This window comes from Roseobacter sp. (assembly GCF_024639605.1).
In the GTDB taxonomy this organism is placed as follows: Bacteria; Pseudomonadota; Alphaproteobacteria; order Rhodobacterales; family Rhodobacteraceae; genus Roseobacter.
In genome coordinates, this window is record NZ_JAHEHZ010000083.1 from 1 (window position 1) to 15,914 (window position 15,914).

Annotated in this window: 12 protein-coding genes and 1 pseudogene; 9 read left to right on the forward strand and 4 right to left on the reverse strand. The window is 59.1% G+C overall.

Annotation, left to right across the window (positions count from 1 at the left end; all coding sequences use genetic code 11):
• Positions 1-260 precede the first annotated feature (260 nt).
• The 6 genes and pseudogenes from Q0M35_RS11825 to Q0M35_RS11850 form a co-directional block, all read left to right on the forward strand.
• A pseudogene (locus tag Q0M35_RS11825) lies at positions 261-665 on the forward strand (integrase core domain-containing protein); the annotation flags it as partial.
• A 471-nt stretch (positions 666-1,136) separates the two neighbouring features.
• A complete protein-coding gene (locus Q0M35_RS11830) occupies positions 1,137-1,427 on the forward strand; it encodes a hypothetical protein (protein WP_295315465.1) in 291 nt (96 codons plus the stop codon).
• A gap of 937 nt (positions 1,428-2,364) precedes the next feature.
• On the forward strand, positions 2,365-4,428 hold the full coding sequence (gene amt, locus Q0M35_RS11835; RefSeq protein ID WP_295315467.1) for an ammonium transporter: 2,064 nt from the start codon (positions 2,365-2,367) through the stop codon (positions 4,426-4,428).
• Positions 4,429-4,937: 509 nt separating this feature from the next.
• Complete coding sequence (gene phnN, locus Q0M35_RS11840; RefSeq protein WP_295315469.1) at positions 4,938-5,483, forward strand: phosphonate metabolism protein/1,5-bisphosphokinase (PRPP-forming) PhnN; 546 nt, start codon at positions 4,938-4,940, stop codon at positions 5,481-5,483.
• A 75-nt stretch (positions 5,484-5,558) separates the two neighbouring features.
• Entirely contained in the window at positions 5,559-6,752 is a 1,194-nt protein-coding gene (locus Q0M35_RS11845; RefSeq protein ID WP_295315471.1) for an alpha-D-ribose 1-methylphosphonate 5-triphosphate diphosphatase, read from the forward strand.
• 121 nt (positions 6,753-6,873) lie between these two features.
• Positions 6,874-7,263, forward strand: a complete 390-nt coding sequence (locus Q0M35_RS11850) for a cytochrome c (RefSeq protein ID WP_295315474.1) — start codon at positions 6,874-6,876, stop codon at positions 7,261-7,263.
• Here the strand turns inward: Q0M35_RS11850 and choV are convergent.
• From choV to Q0M35_RS11870, 4 genes are all read right to left on the reverse strand, one after another.
• A complete protein-coding gene (gene choV, locus Q0M35_RS11855; protein WP_295315478.1) occupies positions 7,254-8,309 on the reverse strand; it encodes a choline ABC transporter ATP-binding protein in 1,056 nt (351 codons plus the stop codon). The genes Q0M35_RS11850 and choV overlap by 10 nt on opposite strands.
• A complete protein-coding gene (gene choW / locus Q0M35_RS11860) occupies positions 8,306-9,142 on the reverse strand; it encodes a choline ABC transporter permease subunit (protein ID WP_295315482.1) in 837 nt (278 codons plus the stop codon). The genes choV and choW overlap by 4 nt, the downstream gene beginning before the upstream one ends.
• 61 nt (positions 9,143-9,203) lie before the next feature.
• A complete protein-coding gene (locus Q0M35_RS11865) occupies positions 9,204-10,130 on the reverse strand; it encodes a choline ABC transporter substrate-binding protein (protein WP_295315483.1) in 927 nt (308 codons plus the stop codon).
• Between the two features lie 114 nt (positions 10,131-10,244).
• Entirely contained in the window at positions 10,245-13,493 is a 3,249-nt protein-coding gene (locus Q0M35_RS11870) for a chemotaxis protein CheB (RefSeq protein ID WP_295315485.1), read from the reverse strand.
• 231 nt (positions 13,494-13,724) lie between these two features.
• Between Q0M35_RS11870 and Q0M35_RS11875 the strand changes: the two genes are divergently transcribed.
• The 3 genes from Q0M35_RS11875 to Q0M35_RS11885 all read left to right on the forward strand — a co-directional run.
• Positions 13,725-14,390: a hypothetical protein gene (locus Q0M35_RS11875; protein ID WP_295315488.1), complete on the forward strand. Its 666-nt coding sequence runs from the start codon at positions 13,725-13,727 to the stop codon at positions 14,388-14,390.
• A 78-nt stretch (positions 14,391-14,468) separates the two neighbouring features.
• Complete coding sequence (locus Q0M35_RS11880) at positions 14,469-15,410, forward strand: aldose epimerase family protein (RefSeq protein WP_295315490.1); 942 nt, start codon at positions 14,469-14,471, stop codon at positions 15,408-15,410.
• Between the two features lie 273 nt (positions 15,411-15,683).
• The coding region (locus Q0M35_RS11885; protein WP_295315493.1) for a TfoX/Sxy family DNA transformation protein at positions 15,684-15,914 on the forward strand (231 nt) is incomplete at its 3' end.

Consider the following 15,914-nt stretch of genomic DNA (forward strand, 5'->3'; position numbering starts at 1 on the left):
CTGGTATATAATGTGGTATATTTTCAAGTAGGTTAAATATTTTATATATAAATCAGATATTTGAACTATTTAAGATGCGAGCTTCGTCTCCGCCACCCACCCCTATTTCTGTCAGCACAGTATTTGTTCCCCTGTTTTCTCCCGTTCTTACGGGCGCTTGCGTTATGCCATCTGCCAAAGAGATGACCGCAATTCCCCGGGCTGGCGCGATTTCTGCGTAGTGTCTCCGGAAGCAGCATCACGCGCATGGGTTGGTGACATCAGGCTGCAACCGCGCCACCATCGCGCACCGGCCCCGCCTGCTCTCCGACAATGGCAGCGTCTGCATCTCCGGCGATCTGGCCACCTGCCTCGAGGATCAGGGCATGGATCACGTCCGCGGCGCTCCGAACCATCCCCAGAGCCAGGGCAGGATCGAGCGCTGGCACCAGACCCTGAAGAGCCGCATCCTGCTTGAGAACTGTTACCTCCCCGGGGCGCTGGAGCAGGCAACCGGCGACTTCATCGACCACTACAACCAGCACCGCTATCATGAAAGCCTCGGCAACCTGACGCCGGCCGATGTCTACTTTGGCAGGGCAGATTCCATCCTCAGACGACGAAAGGAGTTCAAGCGAAAGACCATCGGGAAACGCCGCTTGCTGCATCGCCAGACCGCGGCATAAGCTAAAACCACAACGAGCCAGCGCCTCCGTTACAGATCAAACCTCCCTGTCCCAAATCATATGACAACGGACAGCCGCGTGCGTGGTCCCGATCAGAAGATCGGGCTCTGAGGTCCAGACAATGTCTCGGGGTATCCCGGTAGCGGCTGCTTTCGATCGTCAGCACTCTCTGTTGCCCTTGCATCGCGTTGCGACGCTGCTTTCGTCGCCGTGTTTCTCCTACGATCAGTTTGCCGGCGCGGCTTGGTATGTGTCGGTTGCTCAACCTTCGCAAAGGCTGACCTTTGCCCGCACCTTTCAGGCGGCAAACTGTCGATCCGTGGTGAGTCAATCCGTGGTGAGAAGGACTGGCATCGCGGCGTGGTTGACATCGATCAACGTCAGGCTGTCGTCACACACTACACTGACACACATCCTGCAGGGGTAGCCACCTGCCGTGGCCGCCCGCAGTTTCGATGAGGAGCCAAGGCCATGAGGTACATTACAATCACTACGTGGGAAATAAGCGACGGCACGGACTACAGTGTTTCTCTGAATGCCATCAAAGAAAAACGTTTGCCCGCGCTCAGGGCGTTAGGTGCCAGCCGTGTCACGGTCGTGAGGACGAGCAGCAGGACATCGGCGGCAATCACTGAATGGCCTGACAAGGCCTCACGGGATGCCGCCGAGACAAAAATCGAAGAAGTACGTAAATCTGTACACCGCGAGGATTTCACCCGGTTGACGGGCGAAATGAAGGGCGAGATTGTAGCGGAAATTTAAACGGGTTTGTTTAACTCCTGCGCTTTCTGGCTGATCGGCGAAGTGAGCCTGAGAACGTCTGTTATCTGCCTCGTCTGCGTTCCATGCCTGCCGTTCGGATGATCTGAACCCTGAGCAGCGCCACCCCCTGCACCGTTCGGAAGGCAGACGGCCATCGTTGCCTCAAAAGATCACTCATGTGTGATTGCTTCCGGGTGCCTGCCCGCGCCGGTCCCCGGAAATTGCCGCAGAGATTTGCTCCCCCCCGCCTTGAATACTTCATCGATAGAGGCAGCACCCTGCCGGAATGAACGCACTTGAATTCCGGCGCTCGTATCAGGCTTTCCGATGTCAAACCGGATCTGGCTCCTGAAATTCCGCCTGTAAAGCCACAGGCAACGCGTGCCCGCATACGCCCGAAGTGGTCGGTCACTGTCTGAATGGTGCCGCGCCCTGGCGAATGGCTGCCCGGAGCAGTCGTTTTCCGGAACGGTGGCATGTCCGGCATTCAGCAATGGCAGCGGGCCGGTGTAATCGAAATGAGCAGCATCAGGATTGACCTGACTGACTCTGATCAATCATCCCACCCCGGTTTTCGGTACCGTCTGAGTATATACGGGAGGGTTCGGAAATGATCAGGCTGGACATCAGAACTGTCGGAGCGGCGGTAGTTATTGCGGTCCCGAATGGATTTAATGAGAACGAGAATACGTCCGGGCCCATCCCAAAAACTGTTTCCGCACCTCCGGCGCCGCAAGCTGACGTTTCGACCGGAATCCGGTCTGAGGCGCCGATGACGAATGCGCTGTGTGACTTGCCGGTCATCGGGACAGGTCCGCTTTGCCGCACCCGCCAGAGAGGGGTTGACAGTACGTAAGGTAACGACAGACTGCACTCATTATTCTGAGCGCATCCTGGCCGCCATTAATTTGGGACTATCCATGAATCTGATCTGCCTATGAGTGAAATCGATCAGGTCTGGGTTCTCTTCTGCGCAACGCTCATCTTTATGATGCAGGCTGGTTTCATGTGTGTCGAAGCCGGCATCACGCGCAGCAAGAACAATATCAGCGTCGCAATCAAGAACATAAGTGATCTGTCGGTATCGGTCATCCTTTTCTGGGCGGTGGGCTACGGGGTGATGTACGGCACGAGTTATGACGGTCTTTTCGGCACATCGGACTTCGCCTTTGAAAAACTCGATGCCAGCGGCGCCTATGTTCAGTTTATTTTCCAGGCAATGTTCTGCGGTACCGCCGCTACCATCCTCTCGGGTGCGGTCGCCGAGCGCTGTGCCTTCCATTCCTATCTTATAATTACGGCCATCACGGTCACTCTGATCTACCCGGTCTTCGGACACTGGGCATGGGCTGTCGATGCCTTCGGCGATCCGGTCGGCTGGCTGAAAGTCGCAGGCTTTTACGATTTCGCAGGCTCGGGCGTGGTACATGCTGTTGGCGGGGGAATTGCGCTCGCCGCGGTGATCATTCTCGGACCGCGCGAGGGGCGGTTTCTGGACAGCGGCCAGCCGCGCCGCTTTAACGGATCAAACCTGCCACTGACCATGCTCGGGGTCCTGCTGATCTGGTTCGGATGGTTCGGCTTCAACGGCGGCAGCGCGCTCGGCGTTAGCGCAGACGTGCCCGCACTCTTGCTAAACACGATCGTCAGCGGCGCAAGCGGCGTGCTGACGGGTCTTGGATTGTCATGGATCATCACCAGGAAATCCAGTGTCTTTTACGGCATGAACGGCGGGCTTGCCGGCCTCGTCTCGGTCACGGCAAGCTGCGATCTGGTCGGCGTGCGTGAAGCGCTTTTGATCGGATGCATCGGCGGCTGCATCGCGTATTTCGGCGACAAGGGCCTTGAAAAGCTTCGCATCGATGATGTGGTCGGGGCTGTCTCGGTACACTTCTTTGCTGGCCTTTGGGGGCTGGTCGCGGTGGCCGTATTCGGGGCGGATGCGCTGGGAACGGGTTTTGCCTCCCAGGCTGTGGCGCAGGCTCTCGGCATTCTGGTGCTCTGCCTTTACGCGGCAGGCTTGCCCTTCGTGCTGCTCTGGGCGCTGAACCGCGTGATACCCTTGCGCGTGACGCAGTATATCGAGACCATCGGCCAGAATGTCGGGGAGCACGGCGCCAACACCGATCTCAATGAGCTGTTCGAAGTGATGCAGCGCCAGGCGCGCAACCGTGACCTGAAAGAGCGCGCACCACAATCGCCTTTCACCGAAGTCGGGCAGATCGGGCTCTTTTACAACTCGGTTCTGTTCGAGCTCGAACGCTCCTTTGGCCGCGCGGAGAAACAGCAATCCGACCTTGCGGATGTGCTCGAGCAGAAAAACGCACTTCTGGAAAGCGTACTGCCCAAACGCATCGCCGCGCGCATGAATGAGGGAGCCGACCAGATCGTGGATCAGGTGACCGATGCCACGGTGGTCTTTGTAGATATTGTCGATTTCACCGAATATTCATCGCGGGTATCGCCGGAGGCGTCTATCACGCTTCTGCGAAACCTTTTTGGCCGGTACGATACTGTCATTCAGCGGTATGAACTCGAAAAGATCAAAACCATCGGGGACAGCTATATGTATGTTTCCGGTGTGACACGCGATCAGGCGGACCATTGCGCGGTAGCCATTGATGCAGCTCTTGAGCTGCTCTTTCAGACACGGCAACTCGGACTGTCCATGGAGCATGATCTGAGGGTCCGGATCGGGGTGCACAGCGGCCCGCTGGTTGCCGGAGTGGTGGGTGACCTGCGTTTTGTCTATGACCTCTGGGGCACAACGGTAAACATCGCGTCGCGCATCGAGGAGGCCGGCAAGCCGGGCAAGATATCGGTCAGCCAGTCGGTGATTGAACGGATCGGCACTGAATTCACCTTTGAAAGGCAGGCCCGTGTCCGTCTGAAGGGAATCGGTCCGACGGTTCTTTATTCCATTGAGGGGCGCAAACAGAGCATGACTGTGAAGGCACCTTCGCGGTTTTCCTGGCGCGGCACAGATGCAGGTTCGTCGTGATCTGTAATAAAGTCCGGTCCGTAAGAGGCACCGGTATGGGGTGCCCAGGTGCAAGACCGCTCTGCCACCCCGTTCTGTTTACTCATATGATGAAGAAGTCCGGCCTGGTGTCGCGCCCGCTTGTTCCGACCTGAAGAACGGTGGTCCGTAGCAGGGCGGCCGACCGCTGACGATCAGCCCGGTGCCGCAGATCTGACGGGAACCTGAGGGACGCAGGAAAGTGATTAAGCCCAACCAGGCCGCTAAATCATCAATCGTGCAGATGCCGGTCGCAGATGCCCGGCGCCTGGCGGAGCTGTCCTCGTTCGTGCGAGGTCCGGGTGGTGCAACACACCCGGGCCTGTCAGGCGGGTTCTGATACATATGCCCGTTCTGCCACCGCTTCAGACTGCTGCGAGAGAGGCCAGTGCGCCATGTGACGCCGCTCCTGACACTGTCCGGATTGAATACTCCCGGTCCGCGCCGCCCGGGACTGACCGGCAGCGCCTTTTACCGGCAAGGTCTGTGGCGTGAGCGGGCGCCTCATTGGTGTTGTGGGCCCTTCGGGGGCCGGCAAGGACACGGTCATGCGGGGGATCGCTGCAGCGGCACCGCGCTTCGGACTGATCCGCCGGACAATCACCCGCGCCCCGGGCCTTGGCGGCGAGGATTATGATGCTGTGATTGATGCGGAGTTCGACGCGCGGCGCGACGCGGGTGACTTTGCCGTGTACTGGCAGGCACACGGCCTGCGGTACGGCATCCCGCAGGCCACGGTCGCGCGCGTCAGAGAGGGAGAAGAACTGCTGGTAAACCTCTCGCGTGGTGTGCTGCATGACGTGGCGGCCCGGTTCGGCACCTTCACTGTACTGCACATCACAGCGCAGCACGGAACGCTTGCCCGGCGCCTTACAGTCCGGGGTCGTGAAACAAGTGCGGATATCGCGCGCCGGCTCAGCCGTCCCACCCCTGCCATGCCCGACGGCCTGACCGTCATCACCGTCAGCAATGACGGCGCGCCGGAAGACACTGTGCACGAGGCTCTGAACCTGCTGACGCGGGACAGCGCGCCATGAGCGTGCCCACATGCCGGATGCATCCGCGCAAAATCCCCGGTATATCCCTGAATGCCCCGCCACCGGAGATCTGACATGACATCTGACCTGACTGCCCTTGCCGCGACGGCCAACACCATAGTGTCCGGCGCCGCAGAGCAGTGTTTCGCAAACGCCCGCCTGGTGCTGGCCAACCGGGTGATGACAGGGGCTGTGCATATCACCGGCGACCGGATTGCGGGCATCACCGAAGGCGATCATGTGCCTGCCGGGGCCATCGACTGCCGGGGCGACATCCTGCTGCCCGGGCTGGTGGAGTTGCATACCGACAACCTTGAACGCCACATGGAGCCACGGCCAAAAGTGAAACTTCCGCATGTGCCGGCGATCCTCGCCCATGACGGCGAGCTTGCCTCAGTCGGGATCACAACAGTTTTCGACGCATTGCGCGTGGGCTCGATGGTGAGCGACAACGAACACTGGAACCGCTATGCCCGCGAAGTGGCCGGCGAGATCCTCGGTCTGCGGGCACGGAGAGCGCTGCGGGTGCGGCACCTGCTGCACCTGCGCGCCGAGGTCTGCTCCAACACCCTGCTCGAGGAACTGTCGGAATTCGGCCCCGATGACCTCGTAGGCCTCGTGAGCCTCATGGATCACACGCCTGGCCAGCGTCAGTTCCGCGATATGTCGAAGCTCAGAACCTACTACAGCGGCAGGTACGGCTATTCAGATGCTGAATTCGATGCGCTCGTTGCCGCGCGCAGAGATCTTGGCGACCGGGTACGCATCCCGCATGAAGAGGCAACTGTCAGCGAGGCTGCGCGGCTGGGCGCGACCCTTGCAAGCCACGATGACACAACATGCGCGCATGTGACCCGTTCGGCGGAAATGGGCATCCGGCTGGCCGAGTTTCCGACCACACCAGAGGCTGCAGCGGCCTGCAGGGATGCGGGTATCCGCATCATAATGGGCGCACCCAATCTGGTGCGCGGCGGCTCTCATTCGGGCAATGTGGGGGCGGAAGAACTTGCGGAAAACGGGCTGCTGGACATCATCTCGTCGGATTACGTGCCGTCCCTGCTGCTTAATTCGGCTTTCCGGCTGGCGACGTTATGGGACGATCTGCCACGCGCGATCGCGACGGTGTCGGCAACGCCTGCAGAGGCGACGGGGCTGCACGATCGCGGCCGCATCGCCGAGGGCATGCTGGCCGACATGATCCGGGTCGAACTGATGGAGGAGGTGCCGGTCATCCGGGCCGTCTGGCGGGGGGCGGACCGGATCAGCTGACACAGGCCTCAGCACCGCTACCACAGAAGCGATCCACGGCCCGGATTTTTTGATCTGCATCAACGCAGCTCTGCACCCCGGTGCCTAAGCTGAAATCAGAGTAGAGCAAGGAGCAGCCAAGATGCGTATTCTGACAGTATTAGCCCTCAGCATAGCAGGACAGGCCGGCGCGCAGGACGCAGCCGAAGGGTCCCGGCTGTTTCAGCTGCACTGCGCTTCCTGTCATGGTATCGAGGCCGAAGGCAACGGCCCGATGGCGACTGTGCTTCTGGTGCAGCCATCAGACCTGACATCAATGACCGAACGGTATGACGGGCGGTTTCCGGTCGAACGTATCGTGTCGCGGATCGACGGGCGAGACCCGTTGGTCAGCCATGGCAGCGATATGCCGGTCTATGGCTGGTTCTTTGAGGGCCGGGATGTGGCGGTCAAGACACCAGCCGGGCAGCCGATGATGACAAGCCAGCCGATAGCCGATCTGCTGGAATGGCTGCACAGTATTCAGGACTGATCTTGGCCGGTACCGTTTGTGGTATCGCGCGGATCGAGGATGCGCGCGATCACGCCGCTTTTGGTCACCTGCCCGGTGACTTTTCCGTCCTCTTCAACATTGATCGGCCCCTCTTTGTCGAGCAGCATGCGCATCAGTTCTGCCACGCCGGTATCGGCAGAAATGGTCGTGCCGGAGCCACCGGTTGAGGGCTCCATCACATCCTGTGCGCGCAGAACGCCGAGCGGGTTCATATGGGCCACAAAGTCGGCCACATAGTCGTTCACGGGCCGCGAAAAGATATCCTGCGGCGTTCCGCACTGCACGATGCGGCCGCCTTCCATGATGGCGATGCGGTCGCCAAGCTTGAACGCCTCGTCCAGATCGTGGCTCACAAAAATGATCGTCCGCCTGAGATCACGCTGAAGATCCAGAAGCTCGTCCTGCAGCCGCGTCCGGATGAGCGGATCGAGCGCCGAAAACGGCTCATCCATCAGCAGGATCGGCGCGTTGGTGGCAAAAGCCCGTGCCAGACCCACACGCTGCTGCATACCGCCTGAAAGCTCTCCGACTTTGCGATCGGCCCAGTCGGCAAGCCCCACAAGCTCCAGCTGTTTTTCGGTCCGGCTCAGACGCTCCGCTTTGGGCACATCGGCCAGTTCCAGCCCCAGCCCGACATTTTCGCGTACCGTGCGCCAGGGCAGCAGACCGAACTGCTGAAATACCATTGACACGCATTCCCGGCGCACCCGGCGCAGATCATCGGCAGAACTGTGTGTGACATCGCACGACCAGTCACCGTCATTTACGTGCACTGCCCCGCGCACCACCGGATTAAGCCCGTTGACGGCCCGCAGCAGCGTCGATTTGCCGGAACCCGACAGCCCCATCAGCACGAGGATTTCCCCCGGCGCCACACTCAGTGAGCAATCGTGAACGCCGAGTATCTGGCCTGTGGCCTGCTCCACTTCGCTGCGGGTCCTGCCGGCGTCCATCTCCGGCAGCGCCTTTTCCGGCGCGTCGCCAAAGACTATGGAAACATTGTCGAATTCTACAGCAGCCTTCATTTGCGGTCCACCCGGAGCATCCGGTCGAGCATTATCGCCACGACAACGATGATGAAACCGCTCTCAAACCCGAGCGCCGTATTCACCTGATTGAGCGCACGTACCACCGGCACACCAAGCCCGTCGGCCCCGACAAGTGCTGCAATCACCACCATCGAGAGTGACAGCATAATCGTCTGGTTAAGCCCGGCCATGATCTGCGGCAGCGCCCAGGGCAGTTCAACTTTCCAGAGTTTCTGCGCACCTGTGGCGCCAAAGGCATCGGCAGCCTCCAGCAGCGGCTTTGGCGCGGTGCTGATGCCCAGATGGGTCAGACGAATGGGTGCCGGCACGACGAAAATCACCGTGGCAATCAGCCCCGGCACCATGCCGATGCCAAAAAACACAATCGCCGGAATAAGATATACGAATGTCGGCAGGGTCTGCATGAGATCAAGCACTGGCCGCATCGCCTGATAAAGCCGGGGCCTGTGCGCGGCAGCAATTCCGATGGGCACCCCGATGGCCATACAGACCACACAGGCCGACATCACCAGTGTGATGCTCTCTGTCATCTCCTCCCAGTAGTCCTGATTAAGAATGAAGAGAAAGCCCAGAACGACGAACAGGCAGGTCTTCCAGCTCTTTTGAAGAAACCACGTAATCGCGGTAAAAGCCGCAATTATCACAAACGGATGCGGCGTCTGCAGCACCCAGAGGATCTGGTCAATCAGCCACTCCATGACCACGGCAAGCCCGTCAAAGAACCACTCTCCGTTGGTCTGCAGCCAGTCAAAGAACGCGGCGGCGGTTTTGCCGACCGGGATCTTGGTTTCGGTCAGCCAGTCGAGCACGTCACGCCTCCGGTTTCAGTGTTACCAGGCCCCGCACCCTGTCAGCGCGGGGCCTGCGGTTTCACAGGCCGAGAGCCGCGTTTACGGCAGCAACGGCATCGCCGCCATCAAGCGTCGTGACGCCCTCAAGCCATGCAGCAAAAGCATCCGGGTTGGCCTTCAGCCAGGCCTCGGCCGCTTCATCAGGATCGGTACCATCGTTCAGGATCGCGCCCATGATCTCGTTTTCCATGGCCAGAGTGAATTGGAGATTGCCGAGAAGCGCGCCCACATTCGGGCACTCCTCAACATAGCCCGCACGGGTGTTGGTGTAGACCGTCGCCCCCCCCAGGTCCGGACCGAAAAAATCATCGCCCCCTGTGAGATAGCCCATATCGAAATTGGCATTCATCGGGTGCGGCTCCCAGCCCAGAAAGACGATGGGCTCGTCGCGTTTTGTGGCGCGGTCAACCTGCGCAAGCATGCCCTGCTCAGAGCTTTCACGCACCTCGAAACCGCTCAGCCCGAAGGCATCCGCATCAATCATCGACTGGATCAGACGGTTGCCATCATTGCCTGGCTCAATACCGTAAATCTCGTTTTCCAGCGCCTCGGCATGGGTGACAATATCGGCAAAGTCCTTGATGCCCAGATCGCTGGCTGCTTTGTTGACCGCAAGGGTATACTTTGCGCCCTCAAGGTTTTCCCGCACGGTTTCAACGGAGCCGTCCTCGCGGTATGGCGCGATATCGGCCTCCATTGTGGGCATCCAGTTGCCGAGGAAGACATCCACGTCCCCCTGTGCCATTGAGGTATAGGTCACCGGTACTGACAGCACTTTGATGTCCGTCTCGTAACCGAGGGCGCGCAGCACCACCGTGGTTGCCGCTGTGGTGGCGGTGATATCCGTCCAGCCCACATCGGAGAAGGTTACTTCGGAGCATTCGGCGGCAGCAGCGGATGCCATAGCGGCAAAGGCCAGCGCGGAGGCGGCTGTTCTGATGTACATATCTGATCTCCCGTTTGATTTTTCCCAAAGGTGCGCAGAATGCGTGCTGCGGTCAACCCGAAAGGGCCGGACCCAGAAACCAGGAAACCGCGTCCCAACGCAGACAAGCTGATGTCAGCTCTCCTCCGGCAACGCTCTGAAAACACCAGACAGCCGGGTGACCTTGCCACTGGCATCCGGCCGGCCAAGACCAAAGCTTTCGACCAGAATGCTTTCGCCCTGCTTGTTGATAAGCCGCTTTCTGAACTGAAAATCACCGCCGTCTGAGATCACTTTCCCGACGATCTGTCTTACTTCTTCACGATCATCGGGGTGGTAGTAATCAATGCCTTCGCTGAGCGCGGGGATATAATCACGTTTGTCCTCGCCGTGAATGCGGAATACCTCATCCGACCAGTAGATCCGGTCTGCTTCCAGATCGACCGACCAGAAGCCGATATTGGCGATGTCCGACAACATCAGCAGCTGTGAATAAGCCTCTTCTGCCCGCTGGCGTGCCTCGACCACTTCAGAGACTTCCGTGCCGATGGTGAAAATCGTTTCCGAATTGCTCAGCGGGTCCTTATAAAGGAAATTCTCGGTTCTGAGCCAGATCTTGCCGTCGGCTTCTTCGGAGAACACATGCTCAGTGGCCCGGACCTGTCTACTCTCGCTGACGAGCAGCTTTTTATCCCGCGCGCGCAGCATTTTGCTTAGTTCGGGGGGCGCGAGCTTAAAGAAATCAGCGCCTTCCGCCACCTTCCTGTCCGTGCCCAGAAGCTGGGCGGATTTCTCGCTGATCCGCAGGATTTTGCCATCCGGATCCCGGTGCATTATATAAATCTGCCCATGCTCCAGAATGGCATCAAGCTCCATTGCCAGACCGGGGAATTCGGAGATGACGATTGTCACGCCCTTCATCTGTCCACGCATGTCAAAGAAGGGCGAGCAGGTCAGCTTGTACCGCGATCCGCCAGAGCTGAATTCCTTGTGGATTGTCTCTCCAAGCTTGAGTGTCTGGTTGCACACCGGGGCAAGTGCCGGAAAGCCATCCGGCATCGCACACTGGCTGACATGCGGACTGGCGACAGGGCGCGTCAGACCGAACATCTCAGTCGCGGCAATCGTTGCCTGGCTTATCTGCAGTGCGGTATCGAGCACCATGATCGACAGCGGCGCGGTCTCCAGCACCGACATCAGCTCACCGGTCCGCCCGCTCAGCTCCGCGGCCGTCACCTGGAGCTCCTCGTTAACTGTGATCAGCTCTTCGTTGGTGGATTGCAGCTCTTCGTTTGAGGTCTCCAGTTCCTCATTGGTGGCCTGCAGTTCTTCATTTGTGGATTGCAGTTCCTCGTTCAGCGACTGCAGTTCCTCATTTGAGGTTTCGAGCTCTTCAATGGTCTGCTGCAAGGCTTCACGGGTCGTGGCAACTTCATCTTCCAGCAGCCTGATCCGGTCGGCATCAACCCCTGAATCTTCGGAAAGCCGTTCTTTTTCCGGTCCCCGGACACGATCAATGCTGAGCTCGGTAAAAACCACCAGGGCTGCGCGTTCGTTGATGTCGCGCGCAATGATCGGATAAACGTCAAGCCGGATTTCCGCGTCGTCATCGTCGGCCAGCAGGTGCCGCACGCCCGAGCGATGCTCTGCGTTTTTCAGCGCCAGCGTCACAAGGCTGCGCGCCTCTTCGCGGAAAGGCCGGCGCAGCAGATCGATGTGCATCCTCAGATTGCTGGTATCGTTGACCTCAATGAACGAGCTGACGTTGCCATAAACCCGCACGATTGAATATTCGTCTGTGACCAGAACCGAGTTTTTGCCCAGCGACAATGCCAGTGCCTCGAACATCTGACGGTCTGTGGTTTCCGGCGGTTGTCTGCTTGCGGGCTGTGCCTGCGCAATCCGGCGCGACTGTGGTACCTGGCGGCTGTTTGAAAACGCGGTGTGCTCGGGACGCCGGATTGACCGGCGCCGGTAGATGTGTGCCGAGGTGTTATCCTGGAAAAACATCTCGTCGGATCCGGCCACGCTCTCGGCTGTGCCGAGAAACATCAAAGAATTCTCGCTCATGGCATAGTGAAAGCGCGACATGACTTTATGCTGAAGCGCATTGCCAAAATAAATCAGAAGGTTACGGCAGCACAGCAGATCAACCTTCTGAAACGGCGGGTCCTGACAGACATTGTGATCCGAAAAAAGAATGGCTGATCGCAGGCTGTCGATCACCCGTATGCCGTCATTCTGATGGATGAAGTACTGATCGCCGAGGGATTTGGGAATATCGTTGAGCGCTGCCGTCCCGTAGATCCCCCGGCGCGCGACCTCAAGAGCGTCTTTGTCGATGTCCGTGGCAAAGATCTGCACATGATCTTTGAGCGATATTTTCGCGCCGCCCAGGGCCTCGCTGAGCAATATGGCGATGGAATAGGCCTCTTCACCCGTCGCACAGCCGGCGATCCAGACCCGCAGCGGCGCCGAGCCCTTTTTTTTCAGCAAAGCCGGCAGCAGATCGCGCAGCTGCTCAAACTCTGTTTTATCGCGAAAAAATCGTGTGACCGAAATCAGCAGATCTTTGAAAAGCGCATCAACCGCATTCGGATTGACCCGGCAGAACTGCGTATATTCTTCGTGGTTTTCTATGCCCAGCGCCACCATGCGCCGCTCAATCCGACGGTTGATGGTGGTCTGTTTATACTCGCGGAAATCCACCCGCGTGCGCGCCAGCAGGATCTGCAACAAATCCGACGAGGGGCTCTTCTCGAAGGCTTCCTGGCGGAAATCGTCAAAATCACGCGGTGATGTCAGTATTTTCTGCAGATGAGTGCCGATCTCATAAGGCCGCAGCACCAGATCGACACATCCGGTCTGCATCGCGGCCATGGGCATGCCGTCGTATTTCGCGCTTTCGGTATCCTGGGTGATGGTAATCCCGCCGGCTTCGCGGATCGCCTGTACACCATATGCCCCGTCGGTCCCGGTTCCTGAGAGAATGATCGCCATCGATTTCTCGCCGTGCCCGTCCGCAAGACTGAGCAGAAACCGGTCCACGGATGGTTTCGGCGAAGCCACTTCCGTGCTTGGCTCCACTAGACAGAGCCGGCCGTCCTTATAAACCACATCGGTCTTGGGCGGGGTGACGTAAATCACATTCGGAGCGGGCACCAGTCCGTCGCTGACATCCCGGACACTAAGTGAAGTTTGTCGTGCAACCAATTCTGTCATAAGGCTTTTATGGTGGGGCGACATATGCTGCACAACGACATATGTCACATTGAGATCGGTAGGCAGCGTGGCCACCAGTTCCCGTATCGCTTCCAGACCGCCGGCCGATGAACCGATCCCGATGATCGTCAGTTCGGCCCCCTGGATTTCTGTCCCGTCCATATTGTTCAGCCCCCTGTACGGCGCCCCTGCCGCATGTCAGAGGTGTCCCACCAGGCAGAGGTTTTGGCAACCCCACGTTGCAAAAATTCCCGTATTACGACTCAGATGCAACGTAATTAAAGGGTTTTCAGAGTAGTTCTGAGGCACGCAACACCACCGTACGGTGCGTTTACCGGATAAGCAGACGGATACCGCATTTTGTATGCGTGTGAGTCCGAAAGGTGCGTGACTATGACAGATATAATAGATTTTCCTGCTCAGACTACCGTGGTGTCTGACCGGACACTGACGCTGAACCTCATTCTCAGGGGTGGCCAGGCGATTTCGGTCCGCTCCTGCGAGATCCTCGGTCAGAATTTCAGGAACCGTGTGTCTTTTCAGGGTGTCAACGAGATTAACGATGTGCTGGTAACATCGCTGGCGCTGGCCCTGCGCAAAAGTCTCGCATCTGTACCGGACGATGGCCCGCATGTTCTGGCGCTGCCGGAATTCATCGTTGAGGTTCCCGGGCTGATGCTCTGCGGGGCGCATGTGATGGTCATGAAGGCCCGCAACGGGTTGCGGAACGCCATTGTCCGGTTCCGCGAGTTCATGGGGTCGGTAAACGAAGCCTTTCATCACGATCTGGGCTTTCAGGGCACGGATCCTTCGCACACTGAGCGGCTTGCGGCCAGTGTCTTCAACGACATCTGCCTGCCGATGCTGAACCTGTGCCGTGACATGGAATTTGCCCGGGAAAGCGGCACCGTCAAGGTCCCTGCAGAACTGATCGCCAAAGCGCAGGAGTTCGAGTTTCAGGCGGAACTGCTCAAACGGTTCATTTTCAACGCGGGCAGCGGACATTCTGATCCGACCTCCGCCCACCTGGGCGTTCCGGTGCAACAGATGCTGCGCTGAGCGTCGGGGGTTTGCAGGGCTTGGCGCAGCACGACGGGCGTGGCATCAGATGTCACGCCCGTTTTGCCGGAGAGCACTATGATCACACTTCAGTCGCGCGATTTGCGGGCCACAATTCTGCCGCGCGGTGCGACGCTTAGCGGCCTGTGGCACCGCAGCTCAGACCGCGGGCTGGTTCTGGGCTCTCCGGATCCGTCCCGTTATGACTGCGATCTTATGTATGCGGGCGCGATCGTGGGGCCGCTCGCAAACCGCATTTCGGGTGCCGGCGTCACCATCGCAGGACAGAAATGGGCCCTGCCCGCCAATGAAGGCACAAACTGCCTGCATAACGGCCCCGGCGGATTACACAGCCTTGAGTGGGAAACGACAGAACAATCCGGAGACAGCGTTACCCTGCAGGCAGATCTGCCTCACGGGGCAACCGCCCTGCCAGGAAACCGCCGGATCACGGCACGATACAGGCTGACGCCCGATGGTGCGCTGGAACTGATCCTTGAAGCCGTAACGGACAGGCCCACACTGATGAACCCGGCGCATCACCCCTACTGGACCCTCGGCACTCATGGCGCCGAAGCACTCACTCTCCAGGTCACCGGCACAGAATATACCCAGACGGATGCAGATACCCTGCCCACCGGGCAGGTGCTGCCCGTCACCGGCACCGCGTTCGATTTCACATCTGAGCGCAGAATGCCTGCAGATCGCACGATTGACGTTAATGTATGTCTTGCGCGTCCCACGTCCGCCGCGCCGCGCCCGGTGGCAATGCTGACCGGTGATGACAGGATGCGCCTTGAGGTTGAAACAACAGCGCCCGGGCTGCAGATCTATAACGCCAGCGGACTGGCGCGCTCTGACATTCCGATGCACCCGCACCAGAGGATGCAGCCTTTCGCCGGGATCGCGCTGGAACCTCAGGGGTGGCCCGATGCGCCCGCACACCCGGGTTTTCCGTCAGTGGACCTGCACCCGGGCGCCCCGTTCCGGCAGCACACAATCTACCGGATTTTCCGCTGATTATCGCATCGCGTCACACTATCGCCATGCAACGGCCCCGGCACCGGCAGAAAACCCTTTTAGAAGGGGCTGGTGTAAGAAACACAGAACCCGAGCAGGATAAGCCATGCAGGACGAGCAGCAAAAACCACCCGACCCCCGGCCTCCGGAGAAATCCGAAAAACCACAGCCGGAAAAAACAGATAAGCCTGAACCGCCGATCACGGATTACGCGAGCCTCTGAGCGAGGCCACACCCCTTGATCAGGGCCATCCGGCACGCCAGGATGCGAATGTGTCAAACCCGGTCTCATCCATCAGAAATCTCGGCCCCGCCTATGAGGTGGCCTGCGCGGATGCCGGCATCATGTCGGCAGAGGCGTTGCGCCGGATCGGCGCGGATGACGCTTATGCCCGGCTTTTGCGCGCGGGGACCAAACCTCACTTCATCGGCTACTATGTTCTGGTTATGGCACTGCAGAACCGCCCGTGGAACGACTGCCGGGGCGAAGAAAAGAAGGCTCTG

Excerpts from the sequence above, each read along its gene's own strand:
- Q0M35_RS11830 (WP_295315465.1), top strand. The coding sequence starts at position 1,137 with ATGAGGTACATTACAATCACTACGTGGGAAATAAGCGACGGCACGGAC.
- amt (WP_295315467.1), top strand. The coding sequence starts at position 2,365 with ATGAGTGAAATCGATCAGGTCTGGGTTCTCTTCTGCGCAACGCTCATC.
- Q0M35_RS11845 (WP_295315471.1), top strand. The coding sequence starts at position 5,559 with ATGACATCTGACCTGACTGCCCTTGCCGCGACGGCCAACACCATAGTG.
- Q0M35_RS11850 (WP_295315474.1), top strand. The coding sequence starts at position 6,874 with ATGCGTATTCTGACAGTATTAGCCCTCAGCATAGCAGGACAGGCCGGC.
- choV (WP_295315478.1), bottom strand. The coding sequence starts at position 8,309 with ATGAAGGCTGCTGTAGAATTCGACAATGTTTCCATAGTCTTTGGCGAC.
- Q0M35_RS11865 (WP_295315483.1), bottom strand. The coding sequence starts at position 10,130 with ATGTACATCAGAACAGCCGCCTCCGCGCTGGCCTTTGCCGCTATGGCA.
- Q0M35_RS11870 (WP_295315485.1), bottom strand. The coding sequence starts at position 13,493 with ATGGACGGGACAGAAATCCAGGGGGCCGAACTGACGATCATCGGGATC.
- Q0M35_RS11875 (WP_295315488.1), top strand. The coding sequence starts at position 13,725 with ATGACAGATATAATAGATTTTCCTGCTCAGACTACCGTGGTGTCTGAC.
- Q0M35_RS11880 (WP_295315490.1), top strand. The coding sequence starts at position 14,469 with ATGATCACACTTCAGTCGCGCGATTTGCGGGCCACAATTCTGCCGCGC.